Origin of the sequence: Phocaeicola barnesiae DSM 18169 = JCM 13652 (assembly GCF_000374585.1) — a bacterium.
GTDB lineage: Bacteria > Bacteroidota > Bacteroidia > Bacteroidales > Bacteroidaceae > Phocaeicola > Phocaeicola barnesiae.
Map to the genome: position 1 here is coordinate 1 of NZ_KB894644.1, position 15,334 is coordinate 15,334.

At 53.3% G+C, this 15,334-nt stretch carries 15 protein-coding genes and 2 pseudogenes; 14 read left to right on the forward strand and 3 right to left on the reverse strand.

From position 1 onward, the window contains the following. Nucleotides 1-247: 247 nt before the first annotated feature. Both C510_RS0102190 and C510_RS0102195 read left to right on the forward strand, forming a co-directional pair. Nucleotides 248-1,480, forward strand: coding sequence for an AAA family ATPase (locus tag C510_RS0102190; RefSeq protein WP_018709703.1), 1,233 nt, complete (start codon nt 248-250; stop codon nt 1,478-1,480). Beyond that, nucleotides 1,477-1,980, forward strand: coding sequence for a hypothetical protein (locus tag C510_RS0102195; protein WP_018709704.1), 504 nt, complete (start codon nt 1,477-1,479; stop codon nt 1,978-1,980). Before C510_RS0102190 ends, C510_RS0102195 begins: the two co-directional genes overlap by 4 nt. Nucleotides 1,981-2,386: 406 nt before the next feature. Here the strand turns inward: C510_RS0102195 and mobC are convergent. From mobC to mobA, 3 genes and pseudogenes are all read right to left on the reverse strand, one after another. Continuing rightward, nucleotides 2,387-4,395: pseudogene (gene mobC / locus C510_RS15990) on the reverse strand (conjugal transfer protein MobC). Between the two features lie 32 nt (nt 4,396-4,427). Continuing rightward, nucleotides 4,428-5,699, reverse strand: a complete 1,272-nt coding sequence (mobB, locus tag C510_RS0102205; RefSeq protein WP_018709706.1) for a conjugal transfer protein MobB — start codon at nt 5,697-5,699, stop codon at nt 4,428-4,430. After that, complete coding sequence (gene mobA / locus C510_RS0102210) at nt 5,696-6,148, reverse strand: conjugal transfer protein MobA (RefSeq protein ID WP_022021322.1); 453 nt, start codon at nt 6,146-6,148, stop codon at nt 5,696-5,698. Before mobA ends, mobB begins: the two co-directional genes overlap by 4 nt. Nucleotides 6,149-6,604: 456 nt before the next feature. On the opposite strand from mobA, the gene C510_RS0102215 reads away from it, so the two are divergent. The 12 genes and pseudogenes from C510_RS0102215 (at nt 6,605) to traJ (ending at nt 15,298) form a co-directional block, all read left to right on the forward strand. Continuing rightward, entirely contained in the window at nt 6,605-6,892 is a 288-nt protein-coding gene (locus tag C510_RS0102215; RefSeq protein ID WP_154651935.1) for a hypothetical protein, read from the forward strand. Next, entirely contained in the window at nt 6,889-7,650 is a 762-nt protein-coding gene (locus tag C510_RS0102220) for a ParA family protein (protein ID WP_018709709.1), read from the forward strand. The genes C510_RS0102215 and C510_RS0102220 overlap by 4 nt, the downstream gene beginning before the upstream one ends. Nucleotides 7,651-7,654: 4 nt before the next feature. Continuing rightward, on the forward strand, nt 7,655-8,065 hold the full coding sequence (locus tag C510_RS0102225) for a DUF3408 domain-containing protein (RefSeq protein WP_018709710.1): 411 nt from the start codon (nt 7,655-7,657) through the stop codon (nt 8,063-8,065). Between the two features lie 29 nt (nt 8,066-8,094). Further along, on the forward strand, nt 8,095-8,283 hold the full coding sequence (locus C510_RS15995; protein ID WP_025892204.1) for a hypothetical protein: 189 nt from the start codon (nt 8,095-8,097) through the stop codon (nt 8,281-8,283). A gap of 165 nt (nt 8,284-8,448) precedes the next feature. After that, complete coding sequence (locus tag C510_RS0102235) at nt 8,449-8,985, forward strand: conjugal transfer protein TraD (RefSeq protein WP_244870443.1); 537 nt, start codon at nt 8,449-8,451, stop codon at nt 8,983-8,985. A 180-nt stretch (nt 8,986-9,165) separates the two neighbouring features. Next, nucleotides 9,166-9,477, forward strand: a complete 312-nt coding sequence (locus C510_RS0102240; RefSeq protein ID WP_018709713.1) for a DUF4134 domain-containing protein — start codon at nt 9,166-9,168, stop codon at nt 9,475-9,477. A gap of 36 nt (nt 9,478-9,513) precedes the next feature. Then, a complete protein-coding gene (locus C510_RS0102245) occupies nt 9,514-9,846 on the forward strand; it encodes a DUF4133 domain-containing protein (RefSeq protein ID WP_018709714.1) in 333 nt (110 codons plus the stop codon). Next, nucleotides 9,843-12,358, forward strand: a pseudogene (locus C510_RS16000) (TraG family conjugative transposon ATPase). Before C510_RS0102245 ends, C510_RS16000 begins: the two are co-directional and overlap by 4 nt. 43 nt (nt 12,359-12,401) lie before the next feature. Next, on the forward strand, nt 12,402-13,079 hold the full coding sequence (locus tag C510_RS0102255) for a ferritin family protein (protein WP_018709716.1): 678 nt from the start codon (nt 12,402-12,404) through the stop codon (nt 13,077-13,079). Between the two features lie 96 nt (nt 13,080-13,175). Then, a complete protein-coding gene (locus C510_RS0102260) occupies nt 13,176-13,598 on the forward strand; it encodes a DUF3876 domain-containing protein (RefSeq protein ID WP_018709717.1) in 423 nt (140 codons plus the stop codon). A gap of 32 nt (nt 13,599-13,630) precedes the next feature. Beyond that, nucleotides 13,631-14,269, forward strand: coding sequence for a DUF4141 domain-containing protein (locus tag C510_RS0102265; RefSeq protein ID WP_005650203.1), 639 nt, complete (start codon nt 13,631-13,633; stop codon nt 14,267-14,269). A gap of 3 nt (nt 14,270-14,272) precedes the next feature. Further along, nucleotides 14,273-15,298: a conjugative transposon protein TraJ gene (gene traJ, locus C510_RS0102270; RefSeq protein ID WP_018709718.1), complete on the forward strand. Its 1,026-nt coding sequence runs from the start codon at nt 14,273-14,275 to the stop codon at nt 15,296-15,298. Nucleotides 15,299-15,334 lie beyond the last annotated feature (36 nt).

Here is a 15,334-nt window from a genome sequence, read left to right on the forward strand (position 1 = left end):
GACTTTGCTTTGTATCCTTATGCTGTTCATAATGGTTGATATGCTGTTTATTGCCTTGCTAGAGTCATTCTTTGCAAAAAACTCTTGGAGTTCACCGATAATATATCTATTTTTGTTCATGGCTAAAGGGTGCTATATCGTTTGTTTGGCGACATTAATATAGTGATAATCATCGAATTATCAAACTCTTTAGCCTTTTTTATTACATTATTTGAGTACTTGCGAAACTTGAATATACAATAAATATATGAGTAGAATAAAAATTAAAAATTTCGGTCCGATAAAAGAGCCAAAGTCCGTAAAGGACGAATGGATAGATATAAAAAAAGTAACTGTATTTACCGGCAATCAAGGTAGCGGTAAAAGTACAGTTGCCAAATTAATTTCCACCTTTACATGGATGGAGAAGGTTTTAACACGAGGTGATTTCAAAGAAAAAGAATTTACTACCACCAAGTTTAAGAATAAATATTGTGGCTACCATCGTATTTCAAATTACTTTATAAAGGAACGTACTGAGATTATCTATGAAGGAAATGCATACAAATTTACTTACACTAAACAAGGTGAATTTATCATTGAAAAAAGAACAGATACATTTAACAGATATGTACTTCCACAAATTATGTATGTACCAGCTGAGAGAAATTTCATCAGTATGGTTAATAGACCTAATTTGATTAAAGACTTGCCAGATGCTTTACTGGTCTTCTTAACGGAATACAACAATGCCAAGCAACGTATTAAAGGAGGTCTTGAACTTCCTATAAATAATGCACAACTTGAATACAACAAACAAAATGATATAGTATCTGTAAAAGGAGAAGGTTACAAAGTTAAGCTCATGGAGGCATCCAGTGGGTTCCAATCAATCGTACCGCTGTATTTGGTTTCCTTGCATTTATCAGAGTCTGTAAAAAGTCAGGCAAATAATGCTCAAAAAATGAGTAGCGATGAAGCGAAACGGTTTGAAGCAGAAGTTGCTAATATATGGAATATGCCAAACTTGACAGACGAACAACGAAGAATAGCCCTTTCAGCTGTATCAGCCAGATTCAACAAATCAGCATTCATAAATATAGTAGAAGAACCTGAGCAAAATCTTTATCCGGAGTCTCAATGGATGATTATGAAACACCTGTTAGCATTTAACAATTCATTGGATGCCAACAAGTTGATTGTTACTACACATAGTCCATATCTTATTAACGGTTTGACTATCGCTATCAAAGCAGGGCTACTATTGAAAGATCATTCGCTATCAGACGAAATACGGGAAAAGATAGATTCTGTTTTCCCTATTAAGTCAGCTATACAGCCTGATGAAATAGCTATTTATGAATTCAATGAGGTGGAAGGAACAGTAGAAATATTAGATACATATAATGGACTTCCTTCAGATGATAATTTTCTCAACAATATGTTGGAAAGGACTAACGAAGATTTTGCTAATTTATTGGAAATACAACAGGAGTTATGATAAATTTTTTCCCTAAAGAACATATTACTTCATCGAGTAAACGTAAATTTGGTATATGCGACCGTCCGGCTCCTGCTGCTGAAAAGGCTTATATTGCTGAGAAGCAGGGGCAGGACTGGATTGCGGCTGTAGATAATTATCCTCAAATAAAAGTAAATTTCGTACCAGTTGACCATTGTATTGAATTGCGCAGAGCGGATGGAAATATGGACAATCGCTGTGACGGCTTTCTGTTTTATAAAGATACAATCATATTTGTGGAATTGAAACAGAGGAAGCTCAAGGGTAGTCAATGGATAAAGGATGGCGAGCAGCAATTACGATCTACAATTGGTTATTTTGAGCAACAGAAGGAGGCACAGAATTTTTCCATAAAGAAAGCCTACATAGCCAATAGCGAGAAGCCATATTTTCGAACAGGGCAAGCCGCACGTATGGATCGTTTCTTTTCAGATACGAATTATATCTTACGAATAGAAAACAGAATACCAATAGAATAATCGGTAGATCTTGCAATGATTTTGTCAAAACATAGAAATTAGATGCAGAAATTACCGCTTCTATTTATATTGTTAGTAATATCACGGTTTGCAGTACTGTAAGGATTTAGAAACTAAAGTACATGAAAAAAATCATAACTCAATAAAAGTGTTGTAATCTTTCATTATAGTTTTGGCATGACGGAGAATATTCAATTCTAAAATATTTATTGGGGAGTTTGAAGTTGATTGCTTATGTGATATATACAAGAAAAAGAAAATAAGTCTCTCAGACAATGAAAGGCAGCATACTTGGGGGGCGTTCTTTATTTATAACGGGAACAGAAAAAAAAGGAAAATCCGTAACACGACAGGGAAAGGCTGTACGTGCTACGGATTTTCTCTTTTCATCTGACCGTATATCCGGTTATCTGCCGCTGAGGAGGTATTGCAGTTCGGGGTCGGACTGTATGCGCTGCAACTCGTCGGCGACAATCTGCCGGACCTCGGCACGGATACGGTTGTAGTTATCCTGGATCATCTCCTTCATGCGGTCGTTGCCGCCGGCATCGGTAAAGTCGGTGATGACGGGTATGGGCCGGTAAGCCTGTTCCTCACGCTTCACTTTCTCGGCATCGACCACAATCTCGCAATGGAAAATCTTCTGTTCGATGCGCTCGTCGTAGTTGTCGGCGACGGCTCCCACGAACATGCCCTGCGTGAGCGTGGAAATCTTGCTTGCCGGAATCAGGCTCTCCATCTGCGTATTGATGGAAGTGGACTTGTCCTCGCGGTTGATGGTGATACTCTGCCGCCTCTGGAGAATCTTGCCGAAACGCTCGGAAAGGGTCTTGGCGGTCTCGCCCACGACCTGACCAGAAAAGATGTTGCCGACGGTGTTCATGACTACGGCGGCCTCCTTGTCGCCGTAGTCACGCTTGAGCTGGGAAAAGTCCTGAAAACCCAGCAGGGTGGAAACCTTGTTGCTTCGGGCGGTGGCAATCAGGTTGTCCAGCCCCTTGAAGTAAATCGTGGGCAGCTCGTCGATGATGATGGAGGACTTGAGCCTGCCCTTCCTGTTGACGAGCTTGACGATGCGCGAGTTGTACAGCCCCAACGCCGCCCCGTAGATATTCTGGCGGTCGGGATTGTTGCCGACACAGAGAATCTTCGGCTCGTCGGGGTTGTTGATGTCAAGCGTGAACTCACTGTCGGACATGACCCAGTAGAGTTGCGGGGAAATCATGCGCGAGAGCGGAATCTTTGCCGAGGCTATCTGACCGGCAAGCTGTTCCATCGCCCCGCCCTGCCAGGCGTCCATGAACGGGGAAAGGTAGTTCTCCAGTTCGGGATAGCTGGTGAGAATCGGGAACAGGTCCTCGTAACGGCGGTTGAGCAGCTCGATGGCATGGGGAAAGGTGCAGTATTTCCCGTCCTGATAGATGCGGAGGAACCATATCACGGCGGCGAACAGGATAATCGGAGACTCGACAAAGAAGTCGCCCTGCTTCTGCACCCAGGTCTTGTTCAAATTGAGCATTATCGTATAGGCACTCTCGTAGGCATCGGTGATGTCCTCCATGAAATCCGGATGGATGGGATTGCAGCGGTGCGAGCGCCGCGGATCGTCGAAGTTGATGACGTAGAACTTCGGCCTGACCCTGTATGCGTCCATGTGGTTCAGCAGGTGGTTGTAGGCGATGGTGGAAAGGTCGCTGAACTTGAAGTCGTAGATGTACATGGCAAAGCCCTTCTCAATCTGCTGTTTGATGAAGCTGTTCACCACGGCATAGGATTTTCCGCTGCCCGGCGTACCCAGTACGATGGTGGCACGGAAGGGGTTTACCACATTGATATAGCCATTGTTCCACTTCTTCCTATAATAGAAACGTGTGGGCAGATTGACGGAATACCCGTTCTCCATGAGGCGGGTTTCCTGCATGAAGCTCTCGTTCTCGACATTGAACACGTCTTCCATGAAGTTTGTACGCAAAAGACGGCTCATCCATGTGCCCGCCATGAGCAGGCAGACATAGCCTGCCGCCATCGAAGCGGTGTAGAGACCCGCAACCGCCTCCACCGTAAGCGGCAGGGAGAGCACCCACCAGTTGCCGAAGAACAGCACCAGCCCCGCGGCAAGTACCGCCCAGATCCGGCGCCAGGTGATTTTCTCCTCCTTGACACCCTTCGTGCCGAGGCACGAGAGCGCGAGCAGAAGAAGGGCAAAGAGCTTCGTGTAGAGAATGTGATGGAACAGCCCGGCGGTACGGTCGAAGTTCATCAGTACCCGGTCCACGACACCTATGCCGATGCCCCATAGCCTTACGGCTTCGTAACAATACCAGTAGAGGTGGATGACCACCAGAATAATGTTACGGCACGGAGAAAATCCATGATTTTCGCCAGTGCCCTCAAATCGTCTTCCTGTTGTGACATAATCTGTTTCTGTTTTCAAGTGAATGACTGAATTATAATCCCTGTCCCTTGCGGCGTTTTTTTCGCTTGCGCCTGAGGTCGCGCTCGAAGGCGGCTTCCTCGGCCTGTGCGCCCGAAGCGTCGCCGCCGAGCAAGCCCAAGCCGGAGGAATACCCCTCGTCGTATTCCACGGCGGGACGGGTGTCGGGCTGCTGCCCGTCCACGGCGATGGTGAACGGTATGGGCGGAGTGCCGGCATACGGCAGGGTGAAATGCTCCTGCAGGGCATTGGCGGAAAACTCCCTGCCCAAGCGCGAGCCGTTGAGCACACAGCCCGTGCGGTGGTCAATGAAGGTCGCCCCGTAGATGCGCCCTTCGTCGGTATGGCGGAACACCACATCCACACCTTTCGCTTTGAGCAGGGCGACAAACTCCTCGCGGCGGTATGTCCGGGCAAGCACAGCAGCGACGGTCTTGCGGGTTATCTCCGCCAGACGTTTATCCCGAATTTGTCCTTTGGAAAATTCAAACCTGCGCTGTACGGCTTCGTAGCCGACAGACTTGCCGATGCGGGAAGCCTTGAAGGGAGTGCCGGTCCTGTTGCCGGCATCGCCGGTGGCGGACGGGTTGCTGAACGATAGCGAAAAATAGACCAGTCCGTGGTACTTGCGCCCGTTCACGATGCCGTGGGCTTCCTCCACGGTGACGTTGTAAAGCGAGAGAAGGGCACGGTATTCGCCCATCGTCTGGAACCTGTAGCCTGCCATGACCGCCTTGACGACATTCGATACCTGCCGCCTGACATCGCCCTGCGATGTGTCCACCGGGCGGAGCGGATTGTCGGTACGGTGCTGCCGGCGGTCTGCCGGGTGCAGTCCGTATTTCTTTTCCAGCTCGGAGGTGATGCGCCTGCTGCGGCGGTGGATGAAATCGCGGTTGAGCCGCCGTCCCTGCCCGTCCACATTGACGGAGACGATGTGCAGGTGGTGGCGGCTGATGTCCTCGTGCTTGAACACGAGGTAAGGCTGGTCGCCGTAGCCCAGCCTGTCGAGATACTCGCGTGCGAGCTGTTCCAGCTCCACGTCGGTCAGGCGGTCGTCGGGGTGCGGATTGAGCGAAATATGGATGACCTTATTCCGAGTGCGCACCTGCTCCGGCATGAAGCGCATGAAGTCCTGCTCGGCACGGGCTATGTCCACATGTCCGCTGCCGTCGTCAAAAATCCGGTTTACGGCAAGGAGCCTGCCTTCGCCTTCGTTCACCTTCTGCCCGTTGTAGGCAAGCGCACCGTACAGTGACGTGCCTACGGTAATTTTCGCTATCATGACTTTTCCTCCTTTTCCGACAGCTTCTGCCGGAACTCGCGAGACAGTTCCATGACCTGCTGCGTCAGGGCGGCCAGCTCCCCGGTACACTTCTCCAGACGGTAGAGCAATGCCATCGCCTTCTTCTCCGAAAAATGACAGCGCAGCTCCCTGACCACCTGGTTGTAGTTGTTGCCTACCATGCGGTACTGCGCATGGAAAGCGGAGAGCTTCGTACAGTAATCCAGCAGCGTCCTGTCCGTGACCAGTACCCGGAAGGGCTGCCTGAAAAAATGTGCCTTGAGAAACACCGCCCTTGCATATACGCCGGACTTCTCGTGCATGGAGAGGAACTTCAGCCATTCCTCATTGTCGAAACGCACCATCACGCAGTGCGACTTGCGGCTTTCCTTGGGATGCCGCCCCCATTTGGAGCCTTCCGCTCCGTTTCCTTTACCATTTCTGTTCATCTTACATAAGGATTTAGTGGTTTGTATAAAAATGTGCCGGACGGCAGCATCCGCAGACACGGCGCAGCCGGGAGACAGGCTTCCCGACTTCGGAGAGGAAGCCCCTCCCCGCATGGGGCAAGGTCGTTTCCGGGAGTAACCGGAAACCCTTTGAGTTACTCAAAGGACACCTTGCTATTAGCGGTTGCTAATAAGAATCCGTCCGCGACGGATTGGAAAGCCAACCTGCCATCACCCACGGGACAGGGTACCGGCCAACCGGTACCCCGGAGCTGCCCAAAAGAGAAAACGGAAGCCCGGCATACACCAGAGGCGTCAGTCTGCCGTCGTGGGTGCAAAGTTAGGGTGCGGGACAGAGCCGCGGAACCGCCGGAAAAAGCCACAGACTTCCACATCGGCGCCAAATGCTGCCACGAAGACCCGAAGTGATACAGATACGGGAAAATGCCCCTTCCTTTGCGGACAGGAAAACCGGCACGCCCACCAGCCGGCACGCCGCATTGTCCGCCACACTGCCAGTATGCCTGCCTGCCGGCACGCAGGCATACCGGCGGGAACACGGACAGGCAGACCGGGGAACCGGCACGCCGGCAATGGTACACACAGGCTGACGGGCATGGAGACAGCCCGGCGTGCGCAAGGGCCGGCATCCCTGCCGCCAAGCGGACACGCCAGTGCGGACGCAGGGACGCCTGCCGGGAAAACAAACTGAAGTATAACGTACAAAAAGACAAGGAAGCATGAAGAAAGAACCCCTGTTCATCGCCTTCTCCACCCAGAAGGGAGGAGCCGGCAAAACGACACTCACCGTGCTGATGGCGAGTTACCTGTATTATGTGAAGGGATACGACGTGGCAGTCGTGGACTGCGACTATCCCCAGTTCAGCCTGAAAGACATGCGCGAGCGTGACCTGAAGAACATCGAACGCAACCCGCACCTGCGCAGGGCTGCCTACGAGCAGTTCAAACGCCTGGGCAAACGTGCGTACCCGATAGTCGGGAGCCGTCCGGACCATGCGGTGGAAGCGGCAAGGCCGTTTGTGGAATCGGAGACACCGCCCGACTTTGTATTCTTCGACCTGACGGGTACGGTAAACAACATGGGACTGATAAAGACGGTGGCGACGATGGACTACATATTCTGTCCCATAGCCGCCGACCGCTTTATCATGGAAAGCTCGCTGAAATATGCGGGCATACTGAACGACACGCTGGTGACGACGGGAAAGTCGAACATAAAGGGCATCCGCCTGCTGTGGAACATGGTGGACCGGCGCGAGAAGACCGACCTGTACGACATCTACGAGAAGGTAATCGCCGGAATGGGGCTTGAGGTGCTGAAGACGAGCCTGCCGGACAGCAAGCGTTTCCGCAAGGAAGGTGCCGAGGAAGGCGACCGCCCGCTGTTCCGCTCGACGCTGCTGCCTCCGGACAGGACACTGGCAAAGGGCAGCGGCATAGACGCGCTGGCGGAAGAGATACTGGAAATAGTAAACCGCTGAACGGATGGCAAAGAAACTCGATGTCGATATTGATCCCGGCAAGTTTCTGGACTCGTTCCGTCCGGAGATGCCCGCGTCCGCCCCCGAGGTGGAGGACAAGGCAGAAGCAAATGCAGGCGGAAAACCCGCAGCAGAGAGGACAAAGGCTCCACAGAAGACCCCAAGGACCGGAAAGGGAAAGGAAGAGGAATATCTGGAACGCTTCCTGAACGCCCCGAAAATTCCGGTATGCTCCGGCAAGACAGCCTATATACGCAAGAGCTACCACGAGCGGATACAGCGCATCGTGCAGGTCATTGGCAAGAACGGGCTTACCCTGTCGGTCTATGTGGACCGCGTACTGGAAGAGCACTTCCGCGAGTATGAGGAAGTGATACGCAAGCTCTACAAAAAGAGCTATGAGGACATTTACTGATTATTCATCCAAAAAGAAAGGAAAAGACAATGGGAAGATTTTTCAAGACAAACAGGAAAAAGGAGACACACGGCAGGCTCACGCTCCCCGTGCGTGCCCTGACCGGTGACGGCAGCACCACTGGCGGACAGAGAGGGAACATACCGGAAGAACACCCGCAGACATCCGGGGACGGGACCGCCTCCCTGATGTGCCGGGAAAAACCGCAACCGCTTTAGCTTATGGCGACACTGCTGATAGTGCTGCTGATGGCCTTCAACATGTGGATGGTCATCTACCTGACCTGGGAACGCAGGACGGGAGACACAACCCGAGAGAAGAACGGAAAGGACGGCGGGAACAGGACGGCGGCTTCCGAGATCGTGGGCAGAAGCCGCTTCAGGATGCCGGAAACGAAGCCACAGACTGCCACACCTGCGCCAAATGCCGCCACGGAAATACGAAGCGAAGAGGTGGACGAGAAGGACGTTACCTTTGCCGACGAAGCACAGGAGGACGGCACGGACGCACACCGCCGCCGGATACCGGACGAGGAGCTGGACGAGGTGTTTACGGACAGACGGGTGTCGGACATAGCCGGATATGACGGGGACGAAGAGCCGGATGCGGAACCGGATACTGCCGAAGGGTTCACGTTTGAGGACATCGACCTCGCCGTACGCACGGCGAAGAAAGCGGACGCCACTGGAGATGAACGGCGCCATGCAGGAATGGTATTCTGCGAAATGAAGGGCAACGAGCTGTTTGCCCTGATAGAACGCAGCTCGGAGGCGACACGCAGGAGACTGGACGAACTGATGGACTACTATCTGGACTCGATACCTGCCCCACCTGCCGCATCAACGGCAAGTGCCGCACTGAGAAGGCCGCCTGCCATGCCGGAGAGATTCGAGGATTTCAATATCCGCGACTATGTATAACAATGCAAAAAAACGTAACGAAGATGCGAAAAAAGAAAATTGACTACGGCTGAATCATCGGCTTGCCACCGAATCCACTAAATCCAGAAGCCGGCTTTATCCGAAGCCGCAAAAATTAAAGAAAAGTATCAACCGCCGAAGGGAATATCCCGCCCGGAGGCATAAAAACAAGAAAAGATTATGACAGAAACATCGAAGAAAAAACAAATCATTCTGGCAGTCCTTCTGACGGCTGCAAACATTTCCGCCTTTGCACAGGGCAACGGCATGGCGGGCATCACGGAGGCAACCAATCTTGTGACCTCGTATTTCGACCCGGCGACAAAGCTCATCTATGCCATCGGTGCGGTAGTGGGACTCATAGGAGGCATCAAGGTCTATGGCAAGTTCTCGTCCGGTGATCCGGACACGAGCAAGACCGCCGCAAGCTGGTTCGGAGCCTGTATCTTCCTGATTGTAAGCGCAACCATCCTGCGCTCGTTCTTCCTCTAAACAGGCGTTTCCCATATATAATAAGATAAAAGGACAATGGCTGAATACCCGGTAAACAAGGGCATCGGTCGTCCGGTGGAGTTCAAGGGACTGAAGGCGCAGTACCTGTTCGTGTTTGCGGGCGGGCTGCTTGCCGCCTTCCTCCTGTTTGTCATCCTGTACATGGCGGGCGTGAGCCAGTGGGTCTGCATCGGCCTGGGAGTCACGGCGGCTTCCGCCGTGGTATGGCTCACGTTCCGGCTGAACGCAAAGTACGGCCAGCACGGACTGATGAAGCTGGGCGCTGCACGGATGCGCCCGCGCTACCTGCTCCACCGCAGACGGGTGTCCCATCTGTTGAGACGAAAAAGGAAAGGAAGGAAAGAATGAGAAACGTAATGAAAGCCACCACACTGGAGAGCCGGTTCCCGCTGCTGGCGGTGGAACACGGGTGCATCATCTCGAAGGATGCCGACATCACCGCAGCCTTCGAAGTGGAGCTGCCGGAGGTCTATACCGTAACGGCGGAAGAATACGAGAGTATCCATGCCACGTGGTGCAAGGCAATCAAGGTACTGCCCGACCACTCGGTACTGCACAAGCAGGACTGGTATATAAAGGAGCTGTACCGCCCCGACTGGGAGAAGGAAGGTACGGGCTTCCTGGCACGGAGCAACGGGATGCACTTCAACGAGCGCCCGTATCTGAGCCACAGGAGCTACCTGTTCCTGACCAAGACGACGAAGGAACGCATGAGGCGGCAGAGCAACTGGAGCACGCTGTGCCGCGGACATATCATCCCGAAGGAGATACAGGACAGGGAGACGGCGCTGAAGTTCATGGAGGCGGTGGAACATTCGCCCGCATCCTGAACGATTCGGGACACGTCCGCCTGCGCCGCCTGAGGGACGATGAGATTACGGGAACGGAAAAGGAAACGGGTATCATAGGCAGATACCTGGCACTGACGACGGAGGATACGGCGTGTCTGGAAGACATCGCCATGAGCGCGGAAGAGATGCGCATCGGCGACAAGCGCCTGTGCCTGCACACGCTGTCGGACACGGAAGACCTGCCGGCTGCGGTAGCCACGGACAGCCGTTACGAACGGCTCTCGACCGACCGCTCGGACTGCCGCCTGTCGTTTGCCGCCCCGCTGGGACTGCTGCTTCCCTGCAACCATATCTACAACCAGTATGTGTTTGTCGGCAACAGCGACGAGGAGCTGCGCCGCTTCGAGAAGTCGGCAAGGAACATGCAATCGCTCTCGCGCTACAGCCGCCAGAACGCCATCAACTGCGAGTGGATAGAGGAATATCTGAACGAAGCCCACTCACAGGGGCTGAAGTCCGTCCGTGCCCACTTCAACGTGATGGCGTGGAGCGACGACACGGAGGAGCTGAAACGGATAAGGAACGACGTGGGGAGCCAGCTGGCTTCGATGGGATGCGTGCCCCGCCACAACACGACGGACTGCCCGACGCTGTTCTGGGCGGGCATACCGGGCAATGCGGCGGACTTCCCGGCAGAGGAATCGTTCCACACGTTTGTCGAGCAGGCAGTATGCCTGTTCGCCGGAGAGACCAACTACCGGGACTCGCCCTCGGCTTTCGGCATCCGCATGGCAGACCGTATCAGCGGCAAGCCGCTGCATATCGACATATCCGACCTGCCGATGAAGCGCGGCATCACGACCAACCGCAACAAGTTCGTGCTGGGACCGAGCGGAAGCGGCAAGTCGTTCTTCATGAACCACTTGGTCAGACAGTATTACGAGCAGGGCACGCACGTGGTACTGGTGGACACGGGAAACTCCTATCAGGGACTGTGCGAGATGATACACCGCCGCACGCACGGAAAGGACGGCATCTACTTCACCTATACGGAGGAGAAGCCCATCTCGTTCAACCCGTTCTATACGGATGACGGGGTGTTCGACGTGGAGAAAAAGGACAGCATCAAGACGCTGCTGCTGACGCTGTGGAAAAGCGAGAACGAACCCGCCACGAAAACGGAATCGGCGGAGCTGGGAAGCGCGGTGAACGCCTATATCCAGCTGCTCGGCCGGGACAAGGGCATCGTGCCGTCGTTCAACTCGTTCTACGAATACATGCGGGACGTGTACCGCAAGGAAATGGAGGAACGCTACATCAAGGTGGAGAAGTCGGACTTCAACATCGACAATTTCCTGACCACCCTGAGGCAGTACTACCGGGGCGGACGCTACGACTTCCTGCTCAACTCGGCGGAGAACATCGACCTGCTGCACAAGCGGTTCGTGGTTTTCGAGATTGACTCGATAAAGGACAATGCCGAGCTGTTTCCGGTGGTGACCATCATCATCATGGAGGCGTTCATCAACAAGATGCGCCGGTTGAAAGGCGTAAGGAAACAGCTGATTGTGGAAGAGGCATGGAAAGCCCTTTCATCGGCAAACATGGCTGACTACCTGCGCTACATGTACAAGACGGTGAGAAAGTATTTCGGGGAGGCGATTGTGGTGACACAGGAAGTGGACGACATCATCAGCTCGCCCATCGTGAAGGAAAGCATCATCAACAACTCGGACTGCAAAATCCTGCTGGACCAGCGCAAGTACATGAACAAGTTCGACCAGATACAGTCGCTGCTGGGTCTGACGGAAAAGGAGAAGTCGCAGATACTCTCGATCAACCAGTCCAACGACCCGTCGAGGCGGTACAAGGAGGTGTGGATAGGACTTGGGGGCACGCATTCGGCGGTATATGCCACGGAGGTGTCGATGCAAGAGTATCTCGCCTATACGACGGAGGAGACGGAGAAGATGGAAGTACGCGAACTGGCGGAGAAACTGGGAGGCGACATGGAAGCTGCCATCCGTCAGGTGGCGGAGCGACGGCTGGAGGAACGGACGGGACAGTGAACCGGCAGGAAATATACAGTAAATGAAAAATAAAAAATGATTTATGAACCAACAGACTGACAACATGTACATTGATGACCGATACAGCGATGAAGCGCTGCGGAAACGGGAGGAAATCCGGGAGCATATCTCATGGTTCCGTGAGTTCCTGACATTCGGGACTTCGCTACCGGAACATATCAGAAGGCGATACGGACTGGAAGAGGACTACCAGCGGTACAAGAAACTGGAAATACAGGTTCACCGGATGCCTGCTGAACCGGACTGCAGGGGATATGGGAAGGAGCAGCGCATGAAAGAACTGTGCGAGGCAGGAAGAGCCAAGGGAAAAATCACTCTTGCGGTGGAAAAGGCTTACGAAAGCATCTGCCCCGCTCCGGCACGGGACTATCTGGAAGAAAAATATCAGGAACTGCTCTATCTGAGAGGTATGGTGTACCGGAAAGACTATGACGACCCGATGTGGTACAAGCCGGAAATCCTGAACAAATACGGCATTGACCACAAGGGACCGCGCGAAACGGTACTCAAGCAGGTGGAAAAGGCATACCGGGAACTGGATGCCCGATTCTGCCGGATGACGGGCAAGAAGCCGGATGCGGACGAACTGTTCGGCAAACCCGCAGTACGGCAGTCGGTACCTGCACAGAAGGAGGCGCCGGAGAATGGCGCAAGGGAAAACCGCATGTGCAGGCGTAAAGGCAGAAGACCGGGATTCTGACGGAAAAGGAAACCGGGCGGACTCCGGATACGGAAAAGACGAAAAGAAAAAAGGATTGAAAAAAATGAAAGAACGAAACTTAAAGAAGACAAGAAAATGAACATCAAACTGACAAAGACCGAAAGGCTGCTGCTGTGCGGCGGTCTGATAGGCATGGCATCGCTGATGCTGCAAGCCTGTGATATAATGGCAAAAGAAGACAGCGACACCCGTGACAGAATCTGCGGAAACTGGGAAAACGCGGAAGCCGGTCCCGACATACTGGTGTACAGGGAGGGAGAATCATATAAGGTGACACTGTTCAGACGCAAGGGCGTACGCCGCGTACTGAGACCGGAAACCTATCTGCTGCAGAGGGAGGAGAACGGCAACCTGTATATGAACACGGGGTTCCGCATTGACGTGGCATACAACGATGAGACGGATGTGCTGACATTTTCGCCGGGCGGTGACTATGTCCGGGTGAACACGGATGCAGGTGACGGCGAAAGGACAAAGGAGAAAGAGAATATGCAATAGCAATTTAACGAACCACTAAATCCAAAAAAAGAATGAGACAGAAACTGAAAATACCGCTGATTGCGGTCTGCCTGTGCCTTGCGGGGACAGGCGGGGCAAATGCCCAATGGGTGGTGTCCGACCCCGGAAACCTTGCGCAGAGCATCATCAACTCCGCCAAGGAGATGGTAGAGACAGCCGGGACGAAGGCAAACACCCTGAACGGCTTTCTGGAAACGAAGAAGGTGTTCGAGCAGGGAAAGGCGTATTATGACGCACTGAAATCAGTGCACGACGTGGTAAAGGGCGGCGCGAAGGTGGCGAAAAGCATCTCTCTGGTAATGGAAATATCGGAAATCTATGTGGACAACTACCAGAAGATGCTCTCGGACGAGAACTACACGCCGGAGGAGCTTGCCGCCATCTCGTCGGGCTATGCGATGCTGATAGACGAAAGCTCGGACGTGCTGCAGGACCTGAAGAATGTGGTGAACGTGACGGGCATGTCACTGACGGATGCGGAAAGGCTCGCCATCATAGACAATGCCTACCGCAGCCTGATGAACTACCGCAACCTCGTGCGCTACTACACGAACAAGACCATATCGGTGTCGTACCTGCGGGCGAGAAAAAAGAACGACATGGACCGGGTGATGGCACTCTACGGGAACTCCAACGAAAAATACTGGTAGCCTATGGGAGAGTTTGACAACCTGCACCAGATACTCCTCTCGCTGTATGAGGAGATGATGCCGCTCTGCTCGGACATGGCAGGAGTGGCAAAGGGGCTTGCCGGACTGGGCGCCCTGTTCTATGTGGCGGTGCGCGTGTGGCAGTCGCTCGCCCGTGCCGAGGCGATAGATGTGTACCCGCTGCTGCGGCCGTTTGCCATCGGACTGTGCATCCTCTTCTTCCCGACCATCGTGCTGGGAACGATGAACTCCGTTCTGGGAGTAATCGTACAGGGGACGCACTCGATACTGGAGGAACAGACCTTTGACATGGAGAAGTACAGGGAACAGAAAGACAAGCTGGAATATGAGGCGATGATGCGCAACCCGGAGACCGCCTATCTCGCCTCGGACGAGGAGTTCGACCGCCAGATAGACGAGCTGGGCTGGTCGCCGTCGGACATGATCACCATGACGGGCATGTACATGGACCGTGCGGCGTACAACATCAAGAAGAGCGTGCGTGACTGGTTCCGCGAACTGCTGGAGCTGATGTTCGCAGCTGCCGCCCTTGTCATCGACACGCTCAGGACGTTCTTCCTGGTGGTGCTGTCGATACTGGGACCCGTCGCCTTCGCCTTCTCGGTATGGGACGGATTCCACTCCACACTTTCGGCATGGTTCAGCCGCTACATACAGATTTACCTGTGGCTGCCCGTCTCCGACCTGTTCAGCACGATACTGGCGAAGATACAGATACTGATGCTCCAGAATGACATCGAGGCGATGCAGGCAGACCCGAACTTCTCGGTAGAGGCGAGCAACGGGGTGTACATCGTGTTCCTCGTTATCGGCATCGTGGGATACTTCACCATCCCGACGGTAGCCGGATGGATAATCCAGGCCGGTGGCGGAGTGGGCAGCTACAACAAGAACATCGGCACTGCGGGCGCCCTTGGCGGCAGTCTGGCGGGTGCGGCAGCCGGGAACGTGGCGGGACGCACGGGCAAGTTTATCAGAAAACAGGCCGGACGGCTGCTGAAAAGGTAACAGCCGGAGAACCGGAAAATGATTTAACAAACCATA